The sequence below is a fragment of the Microbacterium sp. 70-16 genome, from assembly GCF_001898315.1.
In the GTDB taxonomy this organism is placed as follows: Bacteria; Actinomycetota; Actinomycetes; order Actinomycetales; family Microbacteriaceae; genus Microbacterium.
The window spans coordinates 29,914-44,458 of the sequence record NZ_MKTQ01000009.1 but is presented as its reverse complement, the minus strand read 5'-3'; the positions used below and the strand labels follow the sequence as shown (position 1 = coordinate 44,458).

17 protein-coding genes and 1 tRNA gene are annotated in these 14,545 nt (G+C 68.7%); 11 read left to right on the top strand and 7 right to left on the bottom strand.

Features of this window, described 5'->3' with window-relative positions:
• From BGO46_RS01830 to BGO46_RS01800, 7 genes are all read left to right on the top strand, one after another.
• The coding region (locus BGO46_RS01830; protein ID WP_299985075.1) for a S8 family serine peptidase at nucleotides 1-1,263 on the top strand (1,263 nt) is incomplete at its 5' end.
• A 56-nt stretch (nucleotides 1,264-1,319) separates the two neighbouring features.
• Nucleotides 1,320-2,861: an FAD-dependent oxidoreductase gene (locus BGO46_RS01825; protein WP_292677901.1), complete on the top strand. Its 1,542-nt coding sequence runs from the start codon at nucleotides 1,320-1,322 to the stop codon at nucleotides 2,859-2,861.
• A gap of 65 nt (nucleotides 2,862-2,926) precedes the next feature.
• Nucleotides 2,927-2,999: transfer RNA gene (locus BGO46_RS01820), tRNA-Leu, on the top strand.
• A 132-nt stretch (nucleotides 3,000-3,131) separates the two neighbouring features.
• Nucleotides 3,132-3,608, top strand: coding sequence for a DNA alkylation repair protein (locus BGO46_RS01815; protein ID WP_292677797.1), 477 nt, complete (start codon nucleotides 3,132-3,134; stop codon nucleotides 3,606-3,608).
• Nucleotides 3,609-3,680: 72 nt separating this feature from the next.
• The gene (locus BGO46_RS01810; protein WP_292677799.1) at nucleotides 3,681-4,025 is read left to right on the top strand and encodes an HNH endonuclease signature motif containing protein; all 345 of its coding nucleotides are present in this window, start codon (nucleotides 3,681-3,683) and stop codon (nucleotides 4,023-4,025) included.
• 22 nt (nucleotides 4,026-4,047) lie between these two features.
• On the top strand, nucleotides 4,048-4,281 hold the full coding sequence (locus BGO46_RS01805; protein ID WP_292677800.1) for a hypothetical protein: 234 nt from the start codon (nucleotides 4,048-4,050) through the stop codon (nucleotides 4,279-4,281).
• Nucleotides 4,278-4,622: a type II toxin-antitoxin system PemK/MazF family toxin gene (locus BGO46_RS01800; protein ID WP_292677802.1), complete on the top strand. Its 345-nt coding sequence runs from the start codon at nucleotides 4,278-4,280 to the stop codon at nucleotides 4,620-4,622. The genes BGO46_RS01805 and BGO46_RS01800 overlap by 4 nt, the downstream gene beginning before the upstream one ends.
• A gap of 6 nt (nucleotides 4,623-4,628) precedes the next feature.
• Here the strand turns inward: BGO46_RS01800 and BGO46_RS01795 are convergent, their stop codons facing one another.
• From BGO46_RS01795 to BGO46_RS01770, 6 genes are all read right to left on the bottom strand, one after another.
• Nucleotides 4,629-5,825 carry an MFS transporter gene (locus tag BGO46_RS01795; protein WP_292677804.1) on the bottom strand — a complete coding sequence of 399 codons (1,197 nt, stop codon included), beginning with the start codon at nucleotides 5,823-5,825 and terminating at the stop codon, nucleotides 4,629-4,631.
• Nucleotides 5,826-5,910: 85 nt separating this feature from the next.
• Nucleotides 5,911-6,222 carry a hypothetical protein gene (locus tag BGO46_RS01790; protein ID WP_292677806.1) on the bottom strand — a complete coding sequence of 104 codons (312 nt, stop codon included), beginning with the start codon at nucleotides 6,220-6,222 and terminating at the stop codon, nucleotides 5,911-5,913.
• Entirely contained in the window at nucleotides 6,219-6,557 is a 339-nt protein-coding gene (locus BGO46_RS01785; RefSeq protein WP_292677808.1) for a hypothetical protein, read from the bottom strand. The genes BGO46_RS01790 and BGO46_RS01785 overlap by 4 nt, the downstream gene beginning before the upstream one ends.
• Entirely contained in the window at nucleotides 6,557-7,387 is an 831-nt protein-coding gene (locus BGO46_RS01780; protein ID WP_292677811.1) for a carbohydrate ABC transporter permease, read from the bottom strand. The genes BGO46_RS01785 and BGO46_RS01780 overlap by 1 nt, the downstream gene beginning before the upstream one ends.
• A complete protein-coding gene (locus BGO46_RS01775; protein WP_292677813.1) occupies nucleotides 7,387-8,337 on the bottom strand; it encodes a sugar ABC transporter permease in 951 nt (316 codons plus the stop codon). The genes BGO46_RS01780 and BGO46_RS01775 overlap by 1 nt, the downstream gene beginning before the upstream one ends.
• Before the next feature lie 82 nt (nucleotides 8,338-8,419).
• The gene (locus BGO46_RS01770; protein ID WP_292677815.1) at nucleotides 8,420-9,721 is read right to left on the bottom strand and encodes an extracellular solute-binding protein; all 1,302 of its coding nucleotides are present in this window, start codon (nucleotides 9,719-9,721) and stop codon (nucleotides 8,420-8,422) included.
• Between the two features lie 204 nt (nucleotides 9,722-9,925).
• On the opposite strand from BGO46_RS01770, the gene BGO46_RS01765 reads away from it, so the two are divergent.
• From BGO46_RS01765 to BGO46_RS01755, 3 genes are all read left to right on the top strand, one after another.
• Nucleotides 9,926-10,897 carry a LysR family transcriptional regulator gene (locus BGO46_RS01765; RefSeq protein WP_292677817.1) on the top strand — a complete coding sequence of 324 codons (972 nt, stop codon included), beginning with the start codon at nucleotides 9,926-9,928 and terminating at the stop codon, nucleotides 10,895-10,897.
• A gap of 74 nt (nucleotides 10,898-10,971) precedes the next feature.
• Nucleotides 10,972-12,102, top strand: a complete 1,131-nt coding sequence (locus BGO46_RS01760; RefSeq protein WP_292677819.1) for an FAD-dependent monooxygenase — start codon at nucleotides 10,972-10,974, stop codon at nucleotides 12,100-12,102.
• Between the two features lie 11 nt (nucleotides 12,103-12,113).
• Nucleotides 12,114-12,605: a nuclear transport factor 2 family protein gene (locus BGO46_RS01755; RefSeq protein ID WP_292677821.1), complete on the top strand. Its 492-nt coding sequence runs from the start codon at nucleotides 12,114-12,116 to the stop codon at nucleotides 12,603-12,605.
• A 20-nt stretch (nucleotides 12,606-12,625) separates the two neighbouring features.
• Here BGO46_RS01755 and BGO46_RS01750 read toward each other — a convergent pair whose 3' ends face one another.
• Nucleotides 12,626-12,904, bottom strand: coding sequence for a hypothetical protein (locus tag BGO46_RS01750; RefSeq protein WP_292677823.1), 279 nt, complete (start codon nucleotides 12,902-12,904; stop codon nucleotides 12,626-12,628).
• A gap of 357 nt (nucleotides 12,905-13,261) precedes the next feature.
• Here BGO46_RS01750 and BGO46_RS01745 point away from each other — a divergent pair, with 357 nt between their 5' ends.
• Nucleotides 13,262-14,377 (top strand): nucleotide disphospho-sugar-binding domain-containing protein, encoded by a 1,116-nt coding sequence (locus BGO46_RS01745; RefSeq protein ID WP_292677825.1) that lies wholly within the window; start codon nucleotides 13,262-13,264, stop codon nucleotides 14,375-14,377.
• The last annotated feature ends 168 nt before the right edge of the window (nucleotides 14,378-14,545 follow it).

Below are 14,545 nucleotides of genomic sequence, written 5' to 3'. Positions count from 1 at the left end.
GCGTCCGTCGCGGCGGACTCGGAGGCATCGGCGCCCGCCCCCGCCGCGTCGGCGACACCCACGCCGGAGTCGCAGGCCGATGTCGCACGCGACGCGGAGTACTGGCTCGACGAGTACGGCGTGCGCGACGCGTGGCAGACGACCAAGGGCAGGGGCACGACGATCGCGATCATCGACACCGGCATCGGGCGCACCCCCGTCGAGTTCTCCGGCGTCGTGGGCGGTGCGGACTTCTCGGGCGTCGGCGCCGCCGACGGTCGCAAACCCGTGGGCGCCGTCGACGGAAACCACGGCAGCTGGGTCGCGTCGCTCGCCGCCTCGCGGGGCACCGGCGACGACACGGGCATGATCGGGGTGGCCCCCGAGGCGAATCTGCTGGCGATCTCGATCGGCTTCGGGGCCGCGTCGTCGGTGCCGTTCGTGCAGCAGGTCGCCGACGCGATGCGTTGGGCCGTCGACCACGGCGCGGACGTCATCAACCTGTCGTTCACGACGAACACCCTCACGTGGGACACCTCGTGGGACAGCGCGTTCCAGTACGCGTTCGACCACGATGTGGTCGTGGTCGTCGCGGCAGGCAATAAGGGCAGCGGCACCGAAGAAGTCGGCGCGCCGGCGACGATCCCCGGAGTCCTGACGGTCGCCGGGGTCAACCGTGACGAGATCGCCAGTGAAGAGGCATCCACTCAGGGCATCACGATCGGCGTCTCGGCCCCGAGTGAGCAGCTGCTCGGCGTGTCGGCGGATGGGCAGCTCGTGCGCTGGGAGGGCACGAGCGGTGCCGCGCCGATCGTGGCGGGGGTCGTGGCGCTCGTGCGGTCGGCGCACCCGGAACTGAACGCCGACAACGTCATCAACCGCATCATCAAGACGGCGCGGCCCGCGGCCGGGGCCAAGAAGGTGCCGGATGCCACGTACGGCTACGGCCTCATCAACGCGGCCGGCGCCGTCTCGGCATCCGTCGCCACCGTCGACAAGAGCCCGCTCGGCATGACGCTCGCCGAATGGGTGCGTCTGTACCGCCGCGCCGAGGTGGCTCCGCTGCCGCAGCCGTCGACATCAGCGACGCCCGTCGTCGTTCCCGAACTGCCTGCCGCCGACCACGTCGTGGAGCGATCGCCCCTGCTGCCGAGCGCGGACACGCTCAGATACGGCACCGTGCCGCTCGTGGGGGGCACGCTGGCGGCTATACTGGTGGCGCTCGGCGTCACTGCTGCTGCCCGGCGCATCAGATCGGAGCGCGCACGTGCTTCGAGCCGTTGATTCAAGGAGTCCTTCCACCTGTGACTGACACAGCGTCCAGCACCGCCGTCCGCGCCGTGCCCAAGATCCTCATCGTCGGCGGTGGCTACGCCGGTTTCTACACCGCGTGGAAGCTCGAGAAGCAGCTGCGCAAGGGCGAGGCCCAGGTCACGATCGTCGATCCGCTGCCCTACATGACCTACCAGCCGTTCCTGCCCGAGGTCGCCGCCGGTGAGATCGAGGCCCGCCACGTCATCGTGGGTCTGCGCCGCCACCTCAAGAAGACGCGCGTCGTGACGGCGAAGGTCACCGGCATCGACCACGCCGGCCGCACCGCGACGATCACGCCCGAGATGGGCGAGCCCTGGCAGGAGACGTACGACCAGATCGTCGTCACCGCCGGCGCCGTCTCGCGCACGTTCCCGATTCCGGGCATCGCCGACAACGCGATCGGTCTGAAGACGATCGAAGAGGCAGTCGCGATCCGTGATCGCATCCTCACGAACTTCGACCGTGCCGCGAACCTGCCGGCCGGCCCCGAGCGCGACCGCCTGCTGACGGTCGTCGTCGTCGGTGGTGGCTTCGCGGGTATCGAGGTCTTCGCCGAGATGCGCGCGTTCGCCTCGTCGCTGCTGAAGGACTACCCGCAGCTGAGCTTCGAAGACACGCACTTCCACCTGATCGAGGCCATGGGCCGGATCATGCCCGAGGTGTCGCTCGAGACGAGCGAGTGGGTGCTCAAGAGCCTCGCCAAGCGCGGCGCGAACGTGCACCTCGACACGCAGCTCACGAGCGCCGTCGACGGCGTTGTCGAGTTGTCGACGGGCGAGTCGATCCCGACCGACCTCATCGTCTGGACCGCCGGTGTCATGGCGAACCCGACCGTCGTGCGCGGCAGCGACCTGCCCGTCGAAGAGCGTGGCCGCATCCGCACGCGCGCCGACCTGCGCGTCGGCACCGCTGAAGAGATCGTCGACGGCGCGTGGGCTGCCGGTGACATCTCCGCCGTTCCCGACCTCACCGGCAAGGGCGTCGGCGGCTACTGCGTGCCGAACGCTCAGCACGCCGTGCGTCAGGCGAAGCTGCTCGCGAAGAACCTCGTCGCCGTGCTGCGCGACGAGCTGCCGCGCGAGTACATCCACCACAACCTCGGCGCCGTCGCGGGCCTGGGTCTGTACAACGGTGTCTTCCAGTCGGGCAACCTCGCCCTCAAGGGCTTCATCGCGTGGTGCGCGCACCGCGGCTACCACGGCCTGGCCATGCCGTCGTGGGAGCGCAAGTGGCGCGTCATCGGCGACTGGTGGCACAACTTCTGGCTGACGCGCGACAACGTGTCGCTGCAGACGGTGCAGAACCCGCGCTACGTCTTCGAGGAGTTCGCCGCGCGCCCGCGCCCGGCCGCTCCGGCCGCGGCTGCGCCGGCTGCTGCCGCTGCGCTGGCCGCTCCTGCAGCGGCCGCTGCGCCGGCTGCAGAGGCATCCGCCGCCGCGCCCGCAGAGGCATCCGCCGAGACTCCGGTGGCCGAGAAGAAGGCACCCGTCCGCAAGGCGCCCGTGCGCAGGGCACCTGCTGCCAAGCCCGCCGCTGAGAAGGCCCCGGCCGACTCCGCCGCGAACTGAGTTCCCGCGCCGAACCCCCGCTTCCGATGCGTCGGAGGCGGGGGTTCGCGTTAACCTGGGCAGACGCCCCCGTAGCCCAATGGCAGAGGCAGGCGACTTAAAATCGCTTCAGTGTCGGTTCGAGTCCGACCGGGGGTACGCCGCGGTGAGTCCGCCGCCGCGTGCGCCTCCCACCGGTGGTTGAGTAGCCGCCGCAGGCGGTGTATCGAAACCATCCCGCCGCCCCGCCGCACCGGCTGCGCCACACCCGCAACGCGCGAGGATGGACACATGGATTCCCCCGCCGCTGCCTTCATCGACCGCACGCTGCGGGCTGAGGCATCGGAATGGCGGACGTGGGCCGATGGGGATGCCTCGGTCGGTGGGCTGGCGGTCTACGGGGCATCGGTCGGCGCGATCCGCGGCACGGTTCGCGATGCGCTGCGTCGCCACCGCGGGCTCGAGCACGACGACATCACCGCGCTCGCGTCGGAGCTGTGGGCGGCGCCGGTGTTCGAGCGTCGCTTCGCGGCGGTCGTGCTGTTGCAGGGCCAGGTCGACACGCTGACCGGCAACGACCTCACGCGGATCGAGGGGTTCCTGCGCAGCACGGGCATCCCCGACCTTGTCGAACCGCTCGCGCTCGGTGTCGTTCGCCCCCTGCTTGCACGTCTGACGGGAGTCGAGGCCGAGCGCGCCCAGCGCATCGTCACGCGGTGGGCCACGGCGGACGCCGAGGGCCTGAGAGCCGCCGCGGCGCTGCTGTGACGGATGGCGGCGTACGGTCGACGGCCGCGCGCCGCGCCGCCCGCCCGCACACGCGCCGGTAGCGTCTCCCACATGGTGGCCCAGACTCGTCGCGCGCGGGCGTCGCGCAGGCGAGCGCGGCGCGTCGCTGCATCCGGCAGTGATCTGACGGATGCCCAGTGGTTCCGCATCCTCGACGTGTGGGCGCGTTGCGCGTACTGCGGCGCCGACGGCGTCGCGCTGCAGAAGGACTGCGTCCTGCCGATATCGCGCGGCGGTCGCTACACGCTCGAGAACGTCGTGCCCGCATGCCGGTCGTGCAACGCGAGCAAGTCCAACGACGAGGTCACGTCCTGGATGCGCCGCAGGCGCATGGATGAGCCGCGCTTCCTGCGTCAGTGGGTGGAGCACCTGGTGATCCTCCGGGCAGTCGAGTAGCCGTCGGCGGTATACTCAGAGTATGACAACGACGATCAAGGTGAGCTCCGAGCTGCGTGATCGGTTGAAGCGTCAGGCTGCACGCGATGGAGTAACGCTTGGCGTGCATCTCGAGCACCTGGCCGACGGCGAGGATCGCCGGCGTCGCCTCGAGCAATTGAAGCTCGCCATCGGCCGGACCGATGAAGCGACCATGGCGTCATATGCTGCGGAGACCGCTGAGTGGGAGCGGTCTGAGCTGTCTGACGCGTCGTGACGGCGATTGAACTCGCGCCCGGTGTGATCGCTTGGGCATTGCTTGAACCGGTGCGAGGGCGAGAACAGGGTGGGCACCGCCCCGTGCTGGTCGTCGCTTCCGAGGGGTATCTCGATGCGGTGACGACACTGGTGATCGCGTTGCCCATCACCACCACCGACCGGGGTTGGCCGAACCACGTCGCCGTTGAGGGGCCGAGCGGGCTCGATCAACCGTCGTGGATCATGACCGAGCAGCCGCGCACGCTGTCGCGCAGCCGAGTCACGGGTATTGCGGGCCAGGTGTCGGCCGATTGTCTCCACGCCGCGCGCAGGTGGCTCGCTGACTTCCTCGACTTCTGACCGCGGTCACCGCCGTGCGAGACGCTCCGACATGACGAGGCCGAGAACGACGAGGACGCCGAGGAACAGCGGGAAGATCCAGGTGCCTGTCACTTCGGCCAGGAAGCCGAAGGTGGGCGGCGCGAGGGTTGATCCGACGTAGGCAGAGGCCATCTGGATGCCGATGATCGCCTGCGAGTTCTCGCGGCCGAAGTTCGTCGGGGTCGAGTGGATGATGGCCGGGTAGATCGGCGCTGAGCCCAGGCCCGCGATCACGAGGCCGACGAGTGCAAACGCGCTGCCGCCGAAGGGTAGCGCGATCATCACGACACCGACGCCCGCCATGATGAAGCCGCCGCGGATGAGCATTCTGTCGCCGACCCGATCGGCGACGAATCCCGCGAGGAAGCGCCCGACGGTGATCCCGAGCACGTACATCGCGGCGAACGCGGCGGCCAGCGAGGGCTCGACGCCGCGGTCGGTTACGAAGTACGTGGATGCCCACAAAATCGCCGTCGCCTCGAACGCGCAATACGCGAAGAAGGCCGTCAGCACGTAGGGGACTCCGGGGATGCGCAGCGCGGTCATGAGGGGCACGTGCGGCGTCTTGTGCGCGGGCGCGGGCTCCGGGGCATCCGCCTGGCTGCTGTCCCCACTCGCGAGCGGCACGGTCGTGCGATTGCGGCCCCACAGCGGCAGGCTCGCGAACAGGGCGAAGGTCAGGACGGCTTGGATGATCCCGACGATGAGGTACGCGCTGTTCCAGGGCATCCCGGCGCTCAGCGTTGAGCTCATGATGAAGGGGCTGATCGATGCGCCGAGGCCCCAACAGGCGTGCAGCCAGTTCATGTGGCGCGCGGCGAAGTGCAGCGCGACGTAGTTGTTGAGGGCGGCATCCACCGCGCCGGCGCCGAGCCCGTAGGGGATCGCCCAGAGGCACAGCATCCAGAACGAGCCGGACGACGCGAAGCCGAGCATCGCGGCGGCGGTCATCCCGACGCTGACCGCCGTGACGAGACCCGCGCCCCAGCGTCGTGTGAGACGTTCGGATGCCAGGCTCGACACGATCGTGCCGCCGGCGATGATGACCGTCACGAAGCCCATGAACGCGATCGGCACGTCGAGATCGCGTTGCATCACGGGCCAGCCGGCGCCGATGAGCGAATCGGGCAGGCCCAGGCTGATGAAGGCGATATAGATGATCGCCAGGAGGAGCGCGTACATCGGGGGGTCTTTCTGGGGGAACGGTGGCTGTGTCGCCAGCCACACTCACGTTATCGCCCCGCGATGCCAATCCCGGTGCTTCAGATCACGCCCCTGGCGGTCGAGCGAACGCGTGCACCTCAAAGCTGCCTTCGGTGCGGTGAGGGTGGGTCGACAACAGCCACTCCAGCTCTGCTCGTGATCCGGCCTGCAGGATCGTGAACCCACTGATCCGGTCGGGCCCTTCGGCAGGCTCGACGGGGAACGTGGGCGAGCCGAAGTCGACGACGGCATCGCCGGCGCCGCGAAGCCACGCGCCCCAGGCGGCTTTGCCCTCGGCCATCGCCTGGGGGTCCGGGTCTGCCATCGGGTCGGGCGCGGCGGCGGGCCGCCGATAGAGCACGAGATACGTTGTCACGCGAGGTCCTTTCGGTGCTCGTCCGTCACGGCGACGAACAGGAATGGGGCGGGTCGATTCGGCCCGGTGCCGCCCGGCTGGTCAGGCACGGGTGTCCCGGGTCGTGGGCCGGGGAAGTCCTCGTCGACCTCGAAGACGTTCAGGTGCCGATATCGTGGCGTCTCGGGACGCTCGCCGATCACCTCTTCGAAGGCCGCGTCGATGTGGAAGGCCTGAGCCGAGCGGATGCCGGGCAGAAGTGCCATCACCTCGACGTGCTCTGCATTCCAAGCGGCATACGCCTCTTCGTGCCCCGCGGCGTCCTCCGACAGCACGATCAGCAGCTTCCTTGCCATCAGCCCTTCACTCCTCCCGAATACCCCTGCATGAACTGCTTCTGCGCGAACACGTAGAAGACGAGGATCGGGACCATCGAGATGATCACGATCGCGAAGATCTTGTTCCACTCAGTGACCGAGCCCCCGACGAAGTAGTACATCGTGACGGGGATGGTCTGTGCGTCGCTGCCACTGAGGAACAGCAGCGACGTGAAGAAGTCGTTCCACACGATGAGGCCGGTGAGGATCGCGACGGTGCCGGTCGCGGGCCCCATGATCGGCAGAACGACCCGGAAGAACGTCTGCGCGGGTGTGGCGCCGTCGATCGCGGCTGCTTCCTCGTACTCCGTGCTGAGTGAGCGGAAGAACCCGGCGTACAGGAACACCGCAAACGGCATCAGCATCCCGATCCACACGAGTGCGACGCCCCAGATCGTTCCGGTGAGCCCGAGTGACTTCGCGCCGATGTACAGCGGGAGGGTTCCGAGCTGCGTGGGCAGCAGGATCGCGATGAGGACGAGATAGAACGTGACCTTCGTCCAGGCGCGGGTGCTTCGAGCGATGACGTACGCGCACAGCGAGCCGAAGACGAGCAGCCCCGCGAGGGCGATGACCGTGATCAGGATGCTGTTGACGAGAGCCCGTGCGACGTTGTTGCGCTCGTCGGTGAGAACTGAGACGAACGACGAGAAGTCGATCGCCGTCGGCACGGCTGCGCTTGTCGTGTACAGCTGATCTGTCGGCTTGAGCGCGGTGACGATGAGGATCCAGAACGGGAACAGCGCGCACGCGGTGATGATCCACAGGATCACTTCTCGCACGGCGATGCCCTTGGTGTAGCGGAACATCAGCCCTCCTCGGGGCGCGGGCGTCCTGCCGCCTGCTGGATGACGGCGAAGACGAGGATGATCAGCGTCAGGACGAGGGCGATCGCCGCGCCGTAGCCGAAGTTGTTGTTGACGAACGCCTGCTTCCACACCTGGGTCGCCATCGTCTCGGTCGCGCCGACGGGGCCGCCGCCGGTGAGCGCGATGATCTGGTCGAAGGTCCGCAGCCCCTGGATCGTGGTCAGCGTGAGCGCGATGACGACGGCAGGTCTGATGGAGGGCATCGTGATGCGCCAGAAGCGCGTCCAGGCGCCGGCGCCGTCGAGGGCGGCGGCCTCCTCGATCTCTTCGGGAACACCGGTCAGGCCGGCGATGTAGATGACCATGGCGATGCCGCTGGCCTGCCAGACCATCACGAACAAGGCGACCCACAGCGACCAGGTGGGATCTGCCAGCCACGTGCGTTGCCATGTCTCAAGTCCGAGAGACTCGAGCGCGGCATTCAGCGGTCCGTTGTACTCGAAGATGAATCGCCACAGGTACGACACCGCGAGCGGACTCAGGATGACCGGCAAGAACATCAGCGCGCGCAATGCGTGGCGCGTGCGCAGCGTGCGATGCAGAGCGAGCGCGAACATCATCCCGATGACGTTCGTCCCGATGACGAAACCCGCCGCCAGGACGAGCGTGTTCACGAGGGCGGTCACCATCTTTGGATCCGTGAAGATGCGGGCGAAGTTGTCGAGGCCGGCGAAGTCGAAGTCGCCCAGGCCCTTCCAGTTCGTGAACGCGTAGAAGGCACCCGTCGCCGTTGCGAGGTAGATCGCTCCGACCATCAGAGTGATGGCCGGCAACGCCCACCACCAGGAGCCGAAGCGGATGAGGCGCCGCGGTTCGGGGGCTGTGTGATCACGCCGTACGCGCCTGTCGCCGCGCCCTGAGGTCAGGATGCGCTCGGTCGCTGTGCTCACTGCGGTTTCCTTCTTCGATGTTCGGGGCGGGGTACGGGCACGGGCAGGAGCCGTTCCCGCACCCCGCGGGGCGTCGCTGGTGTCACGCGCCCCAGGCGGCGTCCATCGCGGCCAGTGCAGAGGCCGTGTCGCCTTGCCCGGTCAGGATCGCGGTGAGTCCGTCGCCCATCGCGGCCGAGACCTCCGGGTTGGTCCAGTCGCTCGACGGCAGGTAGGTGTAGTCACCCGCCGCCAGTTGATCCGCCACCGCAGCGAATGCCGCGGGGATCTTCGATGCGTCGCCGAGGTCGGCCGCAGGAATCGAGCCCTCGTAACCGGCGAAGGTGGCGGAGTTCTCCGGCTCGGCGAGCCAGTCGAGGAAGTCCTGCGCGGCCGCCTGGGCGGACGGGTCCGCATCGGCGTTGATGCCGAGGCCCGATCCGGGCTGCGCGATCAGCAGCGCCTTGCCATCTGAATCGGCGGGCAGCGTCTGCACGCTGAGCGGCAGCTCAGCACCGGCTTGACGCGAGAGCTCTGCGAGGAGGAGCGAGGGGAGCGCCACCGTCTGGATCCCGCCCTGCATGAGCCCGCCGACGAGGTCGGGGAACCCGGCGCCTTCGGCTCCAGGCTGGAAGCAGTTCGCGTCGACCATTTCGGTCAGCGTGTCGAAGACGGCGTGCCACTGGTCGCTGTCGGAGAAGGTGACCTCACCGTCGGCGCGCTTCTGGTTCCATTCCGGGTCGACGGCGTAGACGAGGTTCGCGGCGAGCTCCGCGACGACGATCGACGTGCTCGACGACGTCGTGCCCGCGAGCCCGAGGAACGCCGGGTTCTGCGCCGTGGCCGTGCACCCGGCGAGCAGGTCGTCGAACGTCTCCGGGAACGAGCCGGTGGATGCCGCGACGGTCGCGTCGTTCGTGACGAGGCCGTAGACCACCGTGCCCGTCGGCTGGGCGTAGACGGTGCCGTCGTCACCCGTGAACAGTGCCTCGGTCTGAGGCGTCATGAGTGCCGCGGAGGCATCGCCCTCGAGCGGCCTCAACAGACCCGCGTCGACGAGCGGACCGACCGAGGTGGGGAAGAGCTTGCCGCCGGTGACCATGATGAGGTCGGCGCCGGAGCCACCCTGCAGCTGCGTCTTGACGGTGCTGTCATAGGAGTCGGCGGGGATGGCTGTGACGTCGATGTGCACGCCGGTCGCCGCCTCGTAGTCGGCCGCGATGAGTTCGGCAGGCGTTTCGCCCGAACCCGAGGTCGGGGCGACCATCGTGAAGCTCGACGCGGGCGTGACATCTGCCTCAGGGGTGTCGTTGCCGGCGCTACATCCGGCGAGGAGCGCAATGGCCGCGCCGGCCGCGGTGAAACCGAGCAGTCGGCCTCTGCGGGGAGTGACATGCTGTGTCATCAGTAGGTCCTCTCTGACCTCGTTGTCGGCGGATGCGCGGGCCTCGGGCGGTCCGCCGCGTCGGTGCGGTGTGGCATCCGTTGGTCATTGGTACCCGACGGTGCAACATCGGATGCCACGGAATGCGCGCGGGCAATAGGCGGTATCCGCCGGGTGCATGCCGCCATGCTCCCGATTCGGCAGGCCGCACGGGAGAATGGAGCCGTGAACATCGGCGGGCTGGACCTCAACCTGATGGTCGCGCTCGACGCACTGCTGCGAGAGGCGAACGTCACTCGCGCCGCGGAACGGCTGAACCTCGCGCAGCCGACAGTCTCGCGATCACTGGCTCGACTGCGCGCCCACTTCGATGACGAGCTGCTCATCCGTGTGGGCAACGAGATGGAGCTGACGGCGCTCGCCGTGCGGCTGCGCCCGATGGTGGCAGAGGTCGTCGATTCGGCGGAGCACCTGTTCTCGGCGCACCTGGAGTTCGACCCGTCGACCTCGACCCGCCGGTTTGCGATCGCTTCGTCCGACTACGGCCTCGGTGCGCTGGGTGCGCGGTGGAGCGCCGAGGTCGCGCGCCGCGCCCCGCACGTGCGAGTCGCGTTCCGCAATCTCCCGCCCAACGAGCTCATGCCGTACGAGGTGCGCACCCGCGACATCGACGGCGCGATCGCTCCGCACGGGTACTTCCCCGAAGAGATGCCGCACCTCGATGTGTACACGGACCGGTGGGTCGTCATCGCCGACGAGGGGAACACGCGACTGAGCGAGCGGCCGACCATTCCCCAACTGAGTGCGCTGCCTTGGGTGACACCGTTCGAGTCGAGCCGCGTCTCGCCGGTGCAGATGCAGCGCAACGAGTGGGCGTCGATCGCGATGAAGATCGCCGTCGTCGTCGACCGGTTCTCTGACATGCCGCTGTGCATTCGTGGAACGGATCGTGTGGGGCTCATCCAGGAGCGACTGCTGGATGCCGGCCACGCGCGTACAGGCTTACGGGTGCTGGAACCGCCGTTTGCAATGGACCCCATCGTGCTCGCCTTCTGGTGGCATCCGACGCACAACGCGGATCGCGAACACCGGTGGATGCGCGCCCAGCTCGACTATCTGCGTGACCTCAGCGCACTCGGAGTGCGGCCAGCCGGGGCGATACGTCCCGCGCATGGCGACCATCAGCGTTCTCGATAGCCGGCGTCACATCCGCCATCCGCTCCCGATACTGGCCTTCTGCCAAACGGGGTGGATGAACAAAGGAGTGATTCATGGCCTTGGTTTCACGGGCTCTCATCGTCGGCGGCGGGATCGCGGGGCTCTCCGCCGCGATCGCGCTCGAGCAGATCGGTATCGACGTCGATGTCGTCGAACTCGCGGATCAGTTCGGCGCGGTCGGTGCCGGCATGGGTATCGCGGGGCGTGCGCCCAATGCGCTCGCCGAGTTGGGTGTTTACGAACAGGTCGCGGCCGACGGCCAGCCGGGGCTTGCCGCACCCGGGATGTACGCGTCGGACGGCAGCACGCTCATGCTGCCTCCGGCGAAGCCGGATATTCCGGCCGGCGGGTTGATGCCCATCGGCGTGTACCGCCCCGCGCTGGCGGCGACGCTGGTCGACCGCGCGTCGGAGCTGGGTGCGCGCCTGCTGACCGGTACGACGGTCGATGAGATCGTCGAGACCGAGGATGCCGTGGAGGTCACCTTCTCGACGGGTGGCATCGACCGCTACGACATCGTGATCGGTGCTGATGGGTGCTATTCGAAAGTGCGGGAACTCGTCTTTCCCGAGGCGCCTGAGCCGGAGTACGCGGGCCAGATGAGCGTCCGTTGGCTTTCGGATGCGACGGGCATCGAGCCGGAGGGGTGGTACGTGCAGGGGGAGCAGGGGCGCATGGCCTTCTACTACCAGCCGTATCCCGACAAGACCTACTGCCCGTTCGTGCTCAATCTGCCGCGCACGCGACTGAGTCAGGAAGAGGCTTACGTCGTGCTGCGGGACTTCATGGCGCAGTACACGGCACCCGCGATCGTGCAGCTTCGCGATCATCTGAAGCCCGACGACGAGATCATTCCCCGTCCGTTCGACTGGATTCTCCTCGAGAAGTGGCACCGTGGGCGCGTGCTGCTGATCGGGGATGCCGCGCATGCCACGACGGCGCACATGGGCATGGGCGGTGGGATGGCGCTGGAAGACGGCGTCGTGCTCGCACAGGAGCTTCAGTCCGCGGCGTCCATCGAGGACGCATTCCAGAGTTTTCGCGAGCGTCGTTGGCCACGGGTGAGCGCCGTCGTGAACACGAGCGTCGCGCTGTCGCAGCGCGAGCAGCAGAACCTGCCGACCGGGCCGGAGCAGCAGAAGCTCATGGGCGGCGCGATCGCCGTGCTGAACCAGCCGTACTGAATGGGGGAGCGATGAGCATCGGTGATGACGCGTACGCGATCGCGCAGTTGATCGCGAGGTACGCGAAGGGACGCGATACGACAGAGGCGGCGCTGTATCGCGAGGTCTTCGCGGCGGACGCGCAGATCGCGACGGGGGCGGGGCACGTGCTCTCGCGCAACCTCGACGAGATCCTCGAGAAGGTCGCCGGCGATGTCGTGCGATTCAACCCGGGATACGGCGCGGGTGAGAGCTGGGCGGTGATGCGGCACGCGGTCACCAACGTGCTGATCGACATCGACGGCGACGGTGCGGCCAGTGAGTACTACGTGCTGACCCTCGCGTACAACGAAGCGAAGCGGCGCCCCGAGGTGATGTCGACGACCCGCAACGTCGATCGGTACGAGCGCCGCGACGGGCGCTGGTGGATCGTGCGAAGCGAGCTGCACTTCGGGTGGGAGGGAGAGGAACTCGGCAAGGCGCTGCAGGTCGGTCCTTACACTCCCGCTCAGTACCGCCGTTGAGTGCAGGCTGCCGTTCGCTGCTACGCCCCGAGCACCCGGAGTCGCCGGTCGACCTCAGCCAACTCGCCGCGCACCCTGTCGATCTCGCGCGGCGTGAAACGCCTCACCTGCAGCGCGAGGATCGCGTCGGCGGCATGCACCGACACACCGAACGCCGCAGCGACCGCGCGCCGTGCGTCGTCGTTGTCGCCGCCGACCTCCGCGCACACGCGCAGCAGTCGCGCCGGATCATCGAGCGCCGTGACGTACGCGGCAAGGATCTCACGTCGGGCCTGCGCGTTGCGGAGCTCGTCGTCCATGCGACGACCCTATCGAGCGAGCATGACGCCGAGCGGCCGGGGGCCGAGCCGCGAGGCATCCCGCCCCACGCCGCTCGAACTGCTGCAGATCTCGTTCGGGGCGCTCGCGCAGCACGGGTAGCCTTTCGCCGCTGCGCAGGTGGCGCTACGCTGACGCCGTTGGCTCGGGGGACGGCCCGCGGCCATCGTCGTGGCTGATTCGTCGCGGGTCGCCGCGAGCCACGAGTGCACCCATCGTCGCCCATCTGCTCGGAGCGGAGTCGACATGCCACGAAAGACAGCTCCCGCGACCGCCGGTTGGCCGCGCACCGAGACCGAGCTCGCTGCGCGCCGCCCGACGGTGCTCGAGGTCGAGCCGTGAGGGCGCTGTTCCTGACCGCGAACCTCGGCGGCAACGTGCCGCCGACGATGGCGATCGCCCAGGAGCTTTGCCGCCGAGGAATCGAGGTCGAGATAGCGGGACTCGCCGCCGCCGAGCCAGCGGGCGACCGGGGGTCCGACGCGTACCCGGTCGCGGTCGACGCGCGATGGGCGGCCCGGCGCGACGCGTCGGGACGGTGGGAACCGCCGGGAACACGTCAGGCGGGGATCTTCTTGAGCCGCCGCTTCGCGGCTGACGCGGAACGCCTCGTCCATGACCGCCGGGCCGACATCGTCGTCGTGGACTGCATGGCGCTCGCCCTGATCGCGGGTTCCCAGCGCACAGGCATCCCGGTCGTCGTGCTGTTGCACACTTTCGGGGAGTTCTGGCGGCGCGCAGCTCTCCACGGACTCGTGTCCGGGCTGCTCCGCGGGCTCGGCCACTCGCCCCGTCTGCTGTGGGGTGCTGCCGCGCTGCGCCTCCTGCTCACCGACCGCGAGCTCGATCCCGCCTCCGGCGCCCCCGAACTCGCCGGCTATGCGTGGACTGGCACCACCGAGGTGGGCGTGGCGGCACCGGCATCCGCGAGCCGCCTTCCCCGCGTCATCGTGAGCTTCTCGAGCACGCCGCTGGCAGGCATGCGCGCCGTGTACTGGCGCGCGATCGACGCGCTCGCGGGCCTGCCCGTCGAAGTGATCGTGACGACGGGCAGCTGCGACATCCAGGGTTCGCGGCCTCGCACGGTGCCCGCGAACGTGACGATCGAGGGGTTCGTACCCCACTCCGAGATTTTCCCCGGTGCGGCGCTCGTGATCGGGCACGGCGGGCACTCCACGACGATGAAGGCGCTCGCGCACGGCATCCCCCTCATCGTTCTGCCGCTCAATCCGACCGCTGACCAGTCCCTCATCGGCGACATCATCGCCGCGGAAGGCCTGGGCGCGAAGCTCTCGCCGCGCAGCGACCCGGCGATGCTCCGCCGCACAGTCGAAGACATGCTGGCGGATGCCGCGCTGCGCGAACGCGCCGCCGCGACGGGCGCCCGCCTGCGCTCCGCGCCGCCGGGAGCCGCCGTGGCGGCGGACCGCATCCTCGCGCTCGCGCGAGCGTAGGCGCTCGCGCCCGGGGCATCCGGTCGCCGAAATAGGTGGCGCAAATGACCACCTCAACTCGCTCGAGGTAGGCATTTGCGCCACCCAAATCGCTCGCCCACCCCAACCAGCACGAGCACCCCGCGCGCAACCCGACCCGGCGTCGCGGCGCAAGAGAGACTCCGTCCC

Excerpts from the sequence above, each read along its gene's own strand:
- BGO46_RS01815 (WP_292677797.1), top strand. The coding sequence starts at position 3,132 with ATGGATTCCCCCGCCGCTGCCTTCATCGACCGCACGCTGCGGGCTGAG.
- BGO46_RS01810 (WP_292677799.1), top strand. The coding sequence starts at position 3,681 with ATGGTGGCCCAGACTCGTCGCGCGCGGGCGTCGCGCAGGCGAGCGCGG.
- BGO46_RS01805 (WP_292677800.1), top strand. The coding sequence starts at position 4,048 with ATGACAACGACGATCAAGGTGAGCTCCGAGCTGCGTGATCGGTTGAAG.
- BGO46_RS01795 (WP_292677804.1), bottom strand. The coding sequence starts at position 5,825 with ATGTACGCGCTCCTCCTGGCGATCATCTATATCGCCTTCATCAGCCTG.
- BGO46_RS01785 (WP_292677808.1), bottom strand. The coding sequence starts at position 6,557 with ATGGCAAGGAAGCTGCTGATCGTGCTGTCGGAGGACGCCGCGGGGCAC.
- BGO46_RS01780 (WP_292677811.1), bottom strand. The coding sequence starts at position 7,387 with ATGTTCCGCTACACCAAGGGCATCGCCGTGCGAGAAGTGATCCTGTGG.
- BGO46_RS01770 (WP_292677815.1), bottom strand. The coding sequence starts at position 9,721 with ATGACACAGCATGTCACTCCCCGCAGAGGCCGACTGCTCGGTTTCACC.
- BGO46_RS01760 (WP_292677819.1), top strand. The coding sequence starts at position 10,972 with ATGGCCTTGGTTTCACGGGCTCTCATCGTCGGCGGCGGGATCGCGGGG.
- BGO46_RS01755 (WP_292677821.1), top strand. The coding sequence starts at position 12,114 with ATGAGCATCGGTGATGACGCGTACGCGATCGCGCAGTTGATCGCGAGG.
- BGO46_RS01750 (WP_292677823.1), bottom strand. The coding sequence starts at position 12,904 with ATGGACGACGAGCTCCGCAACGCGCAGGCCCGACGTGAGATCCTTGCC.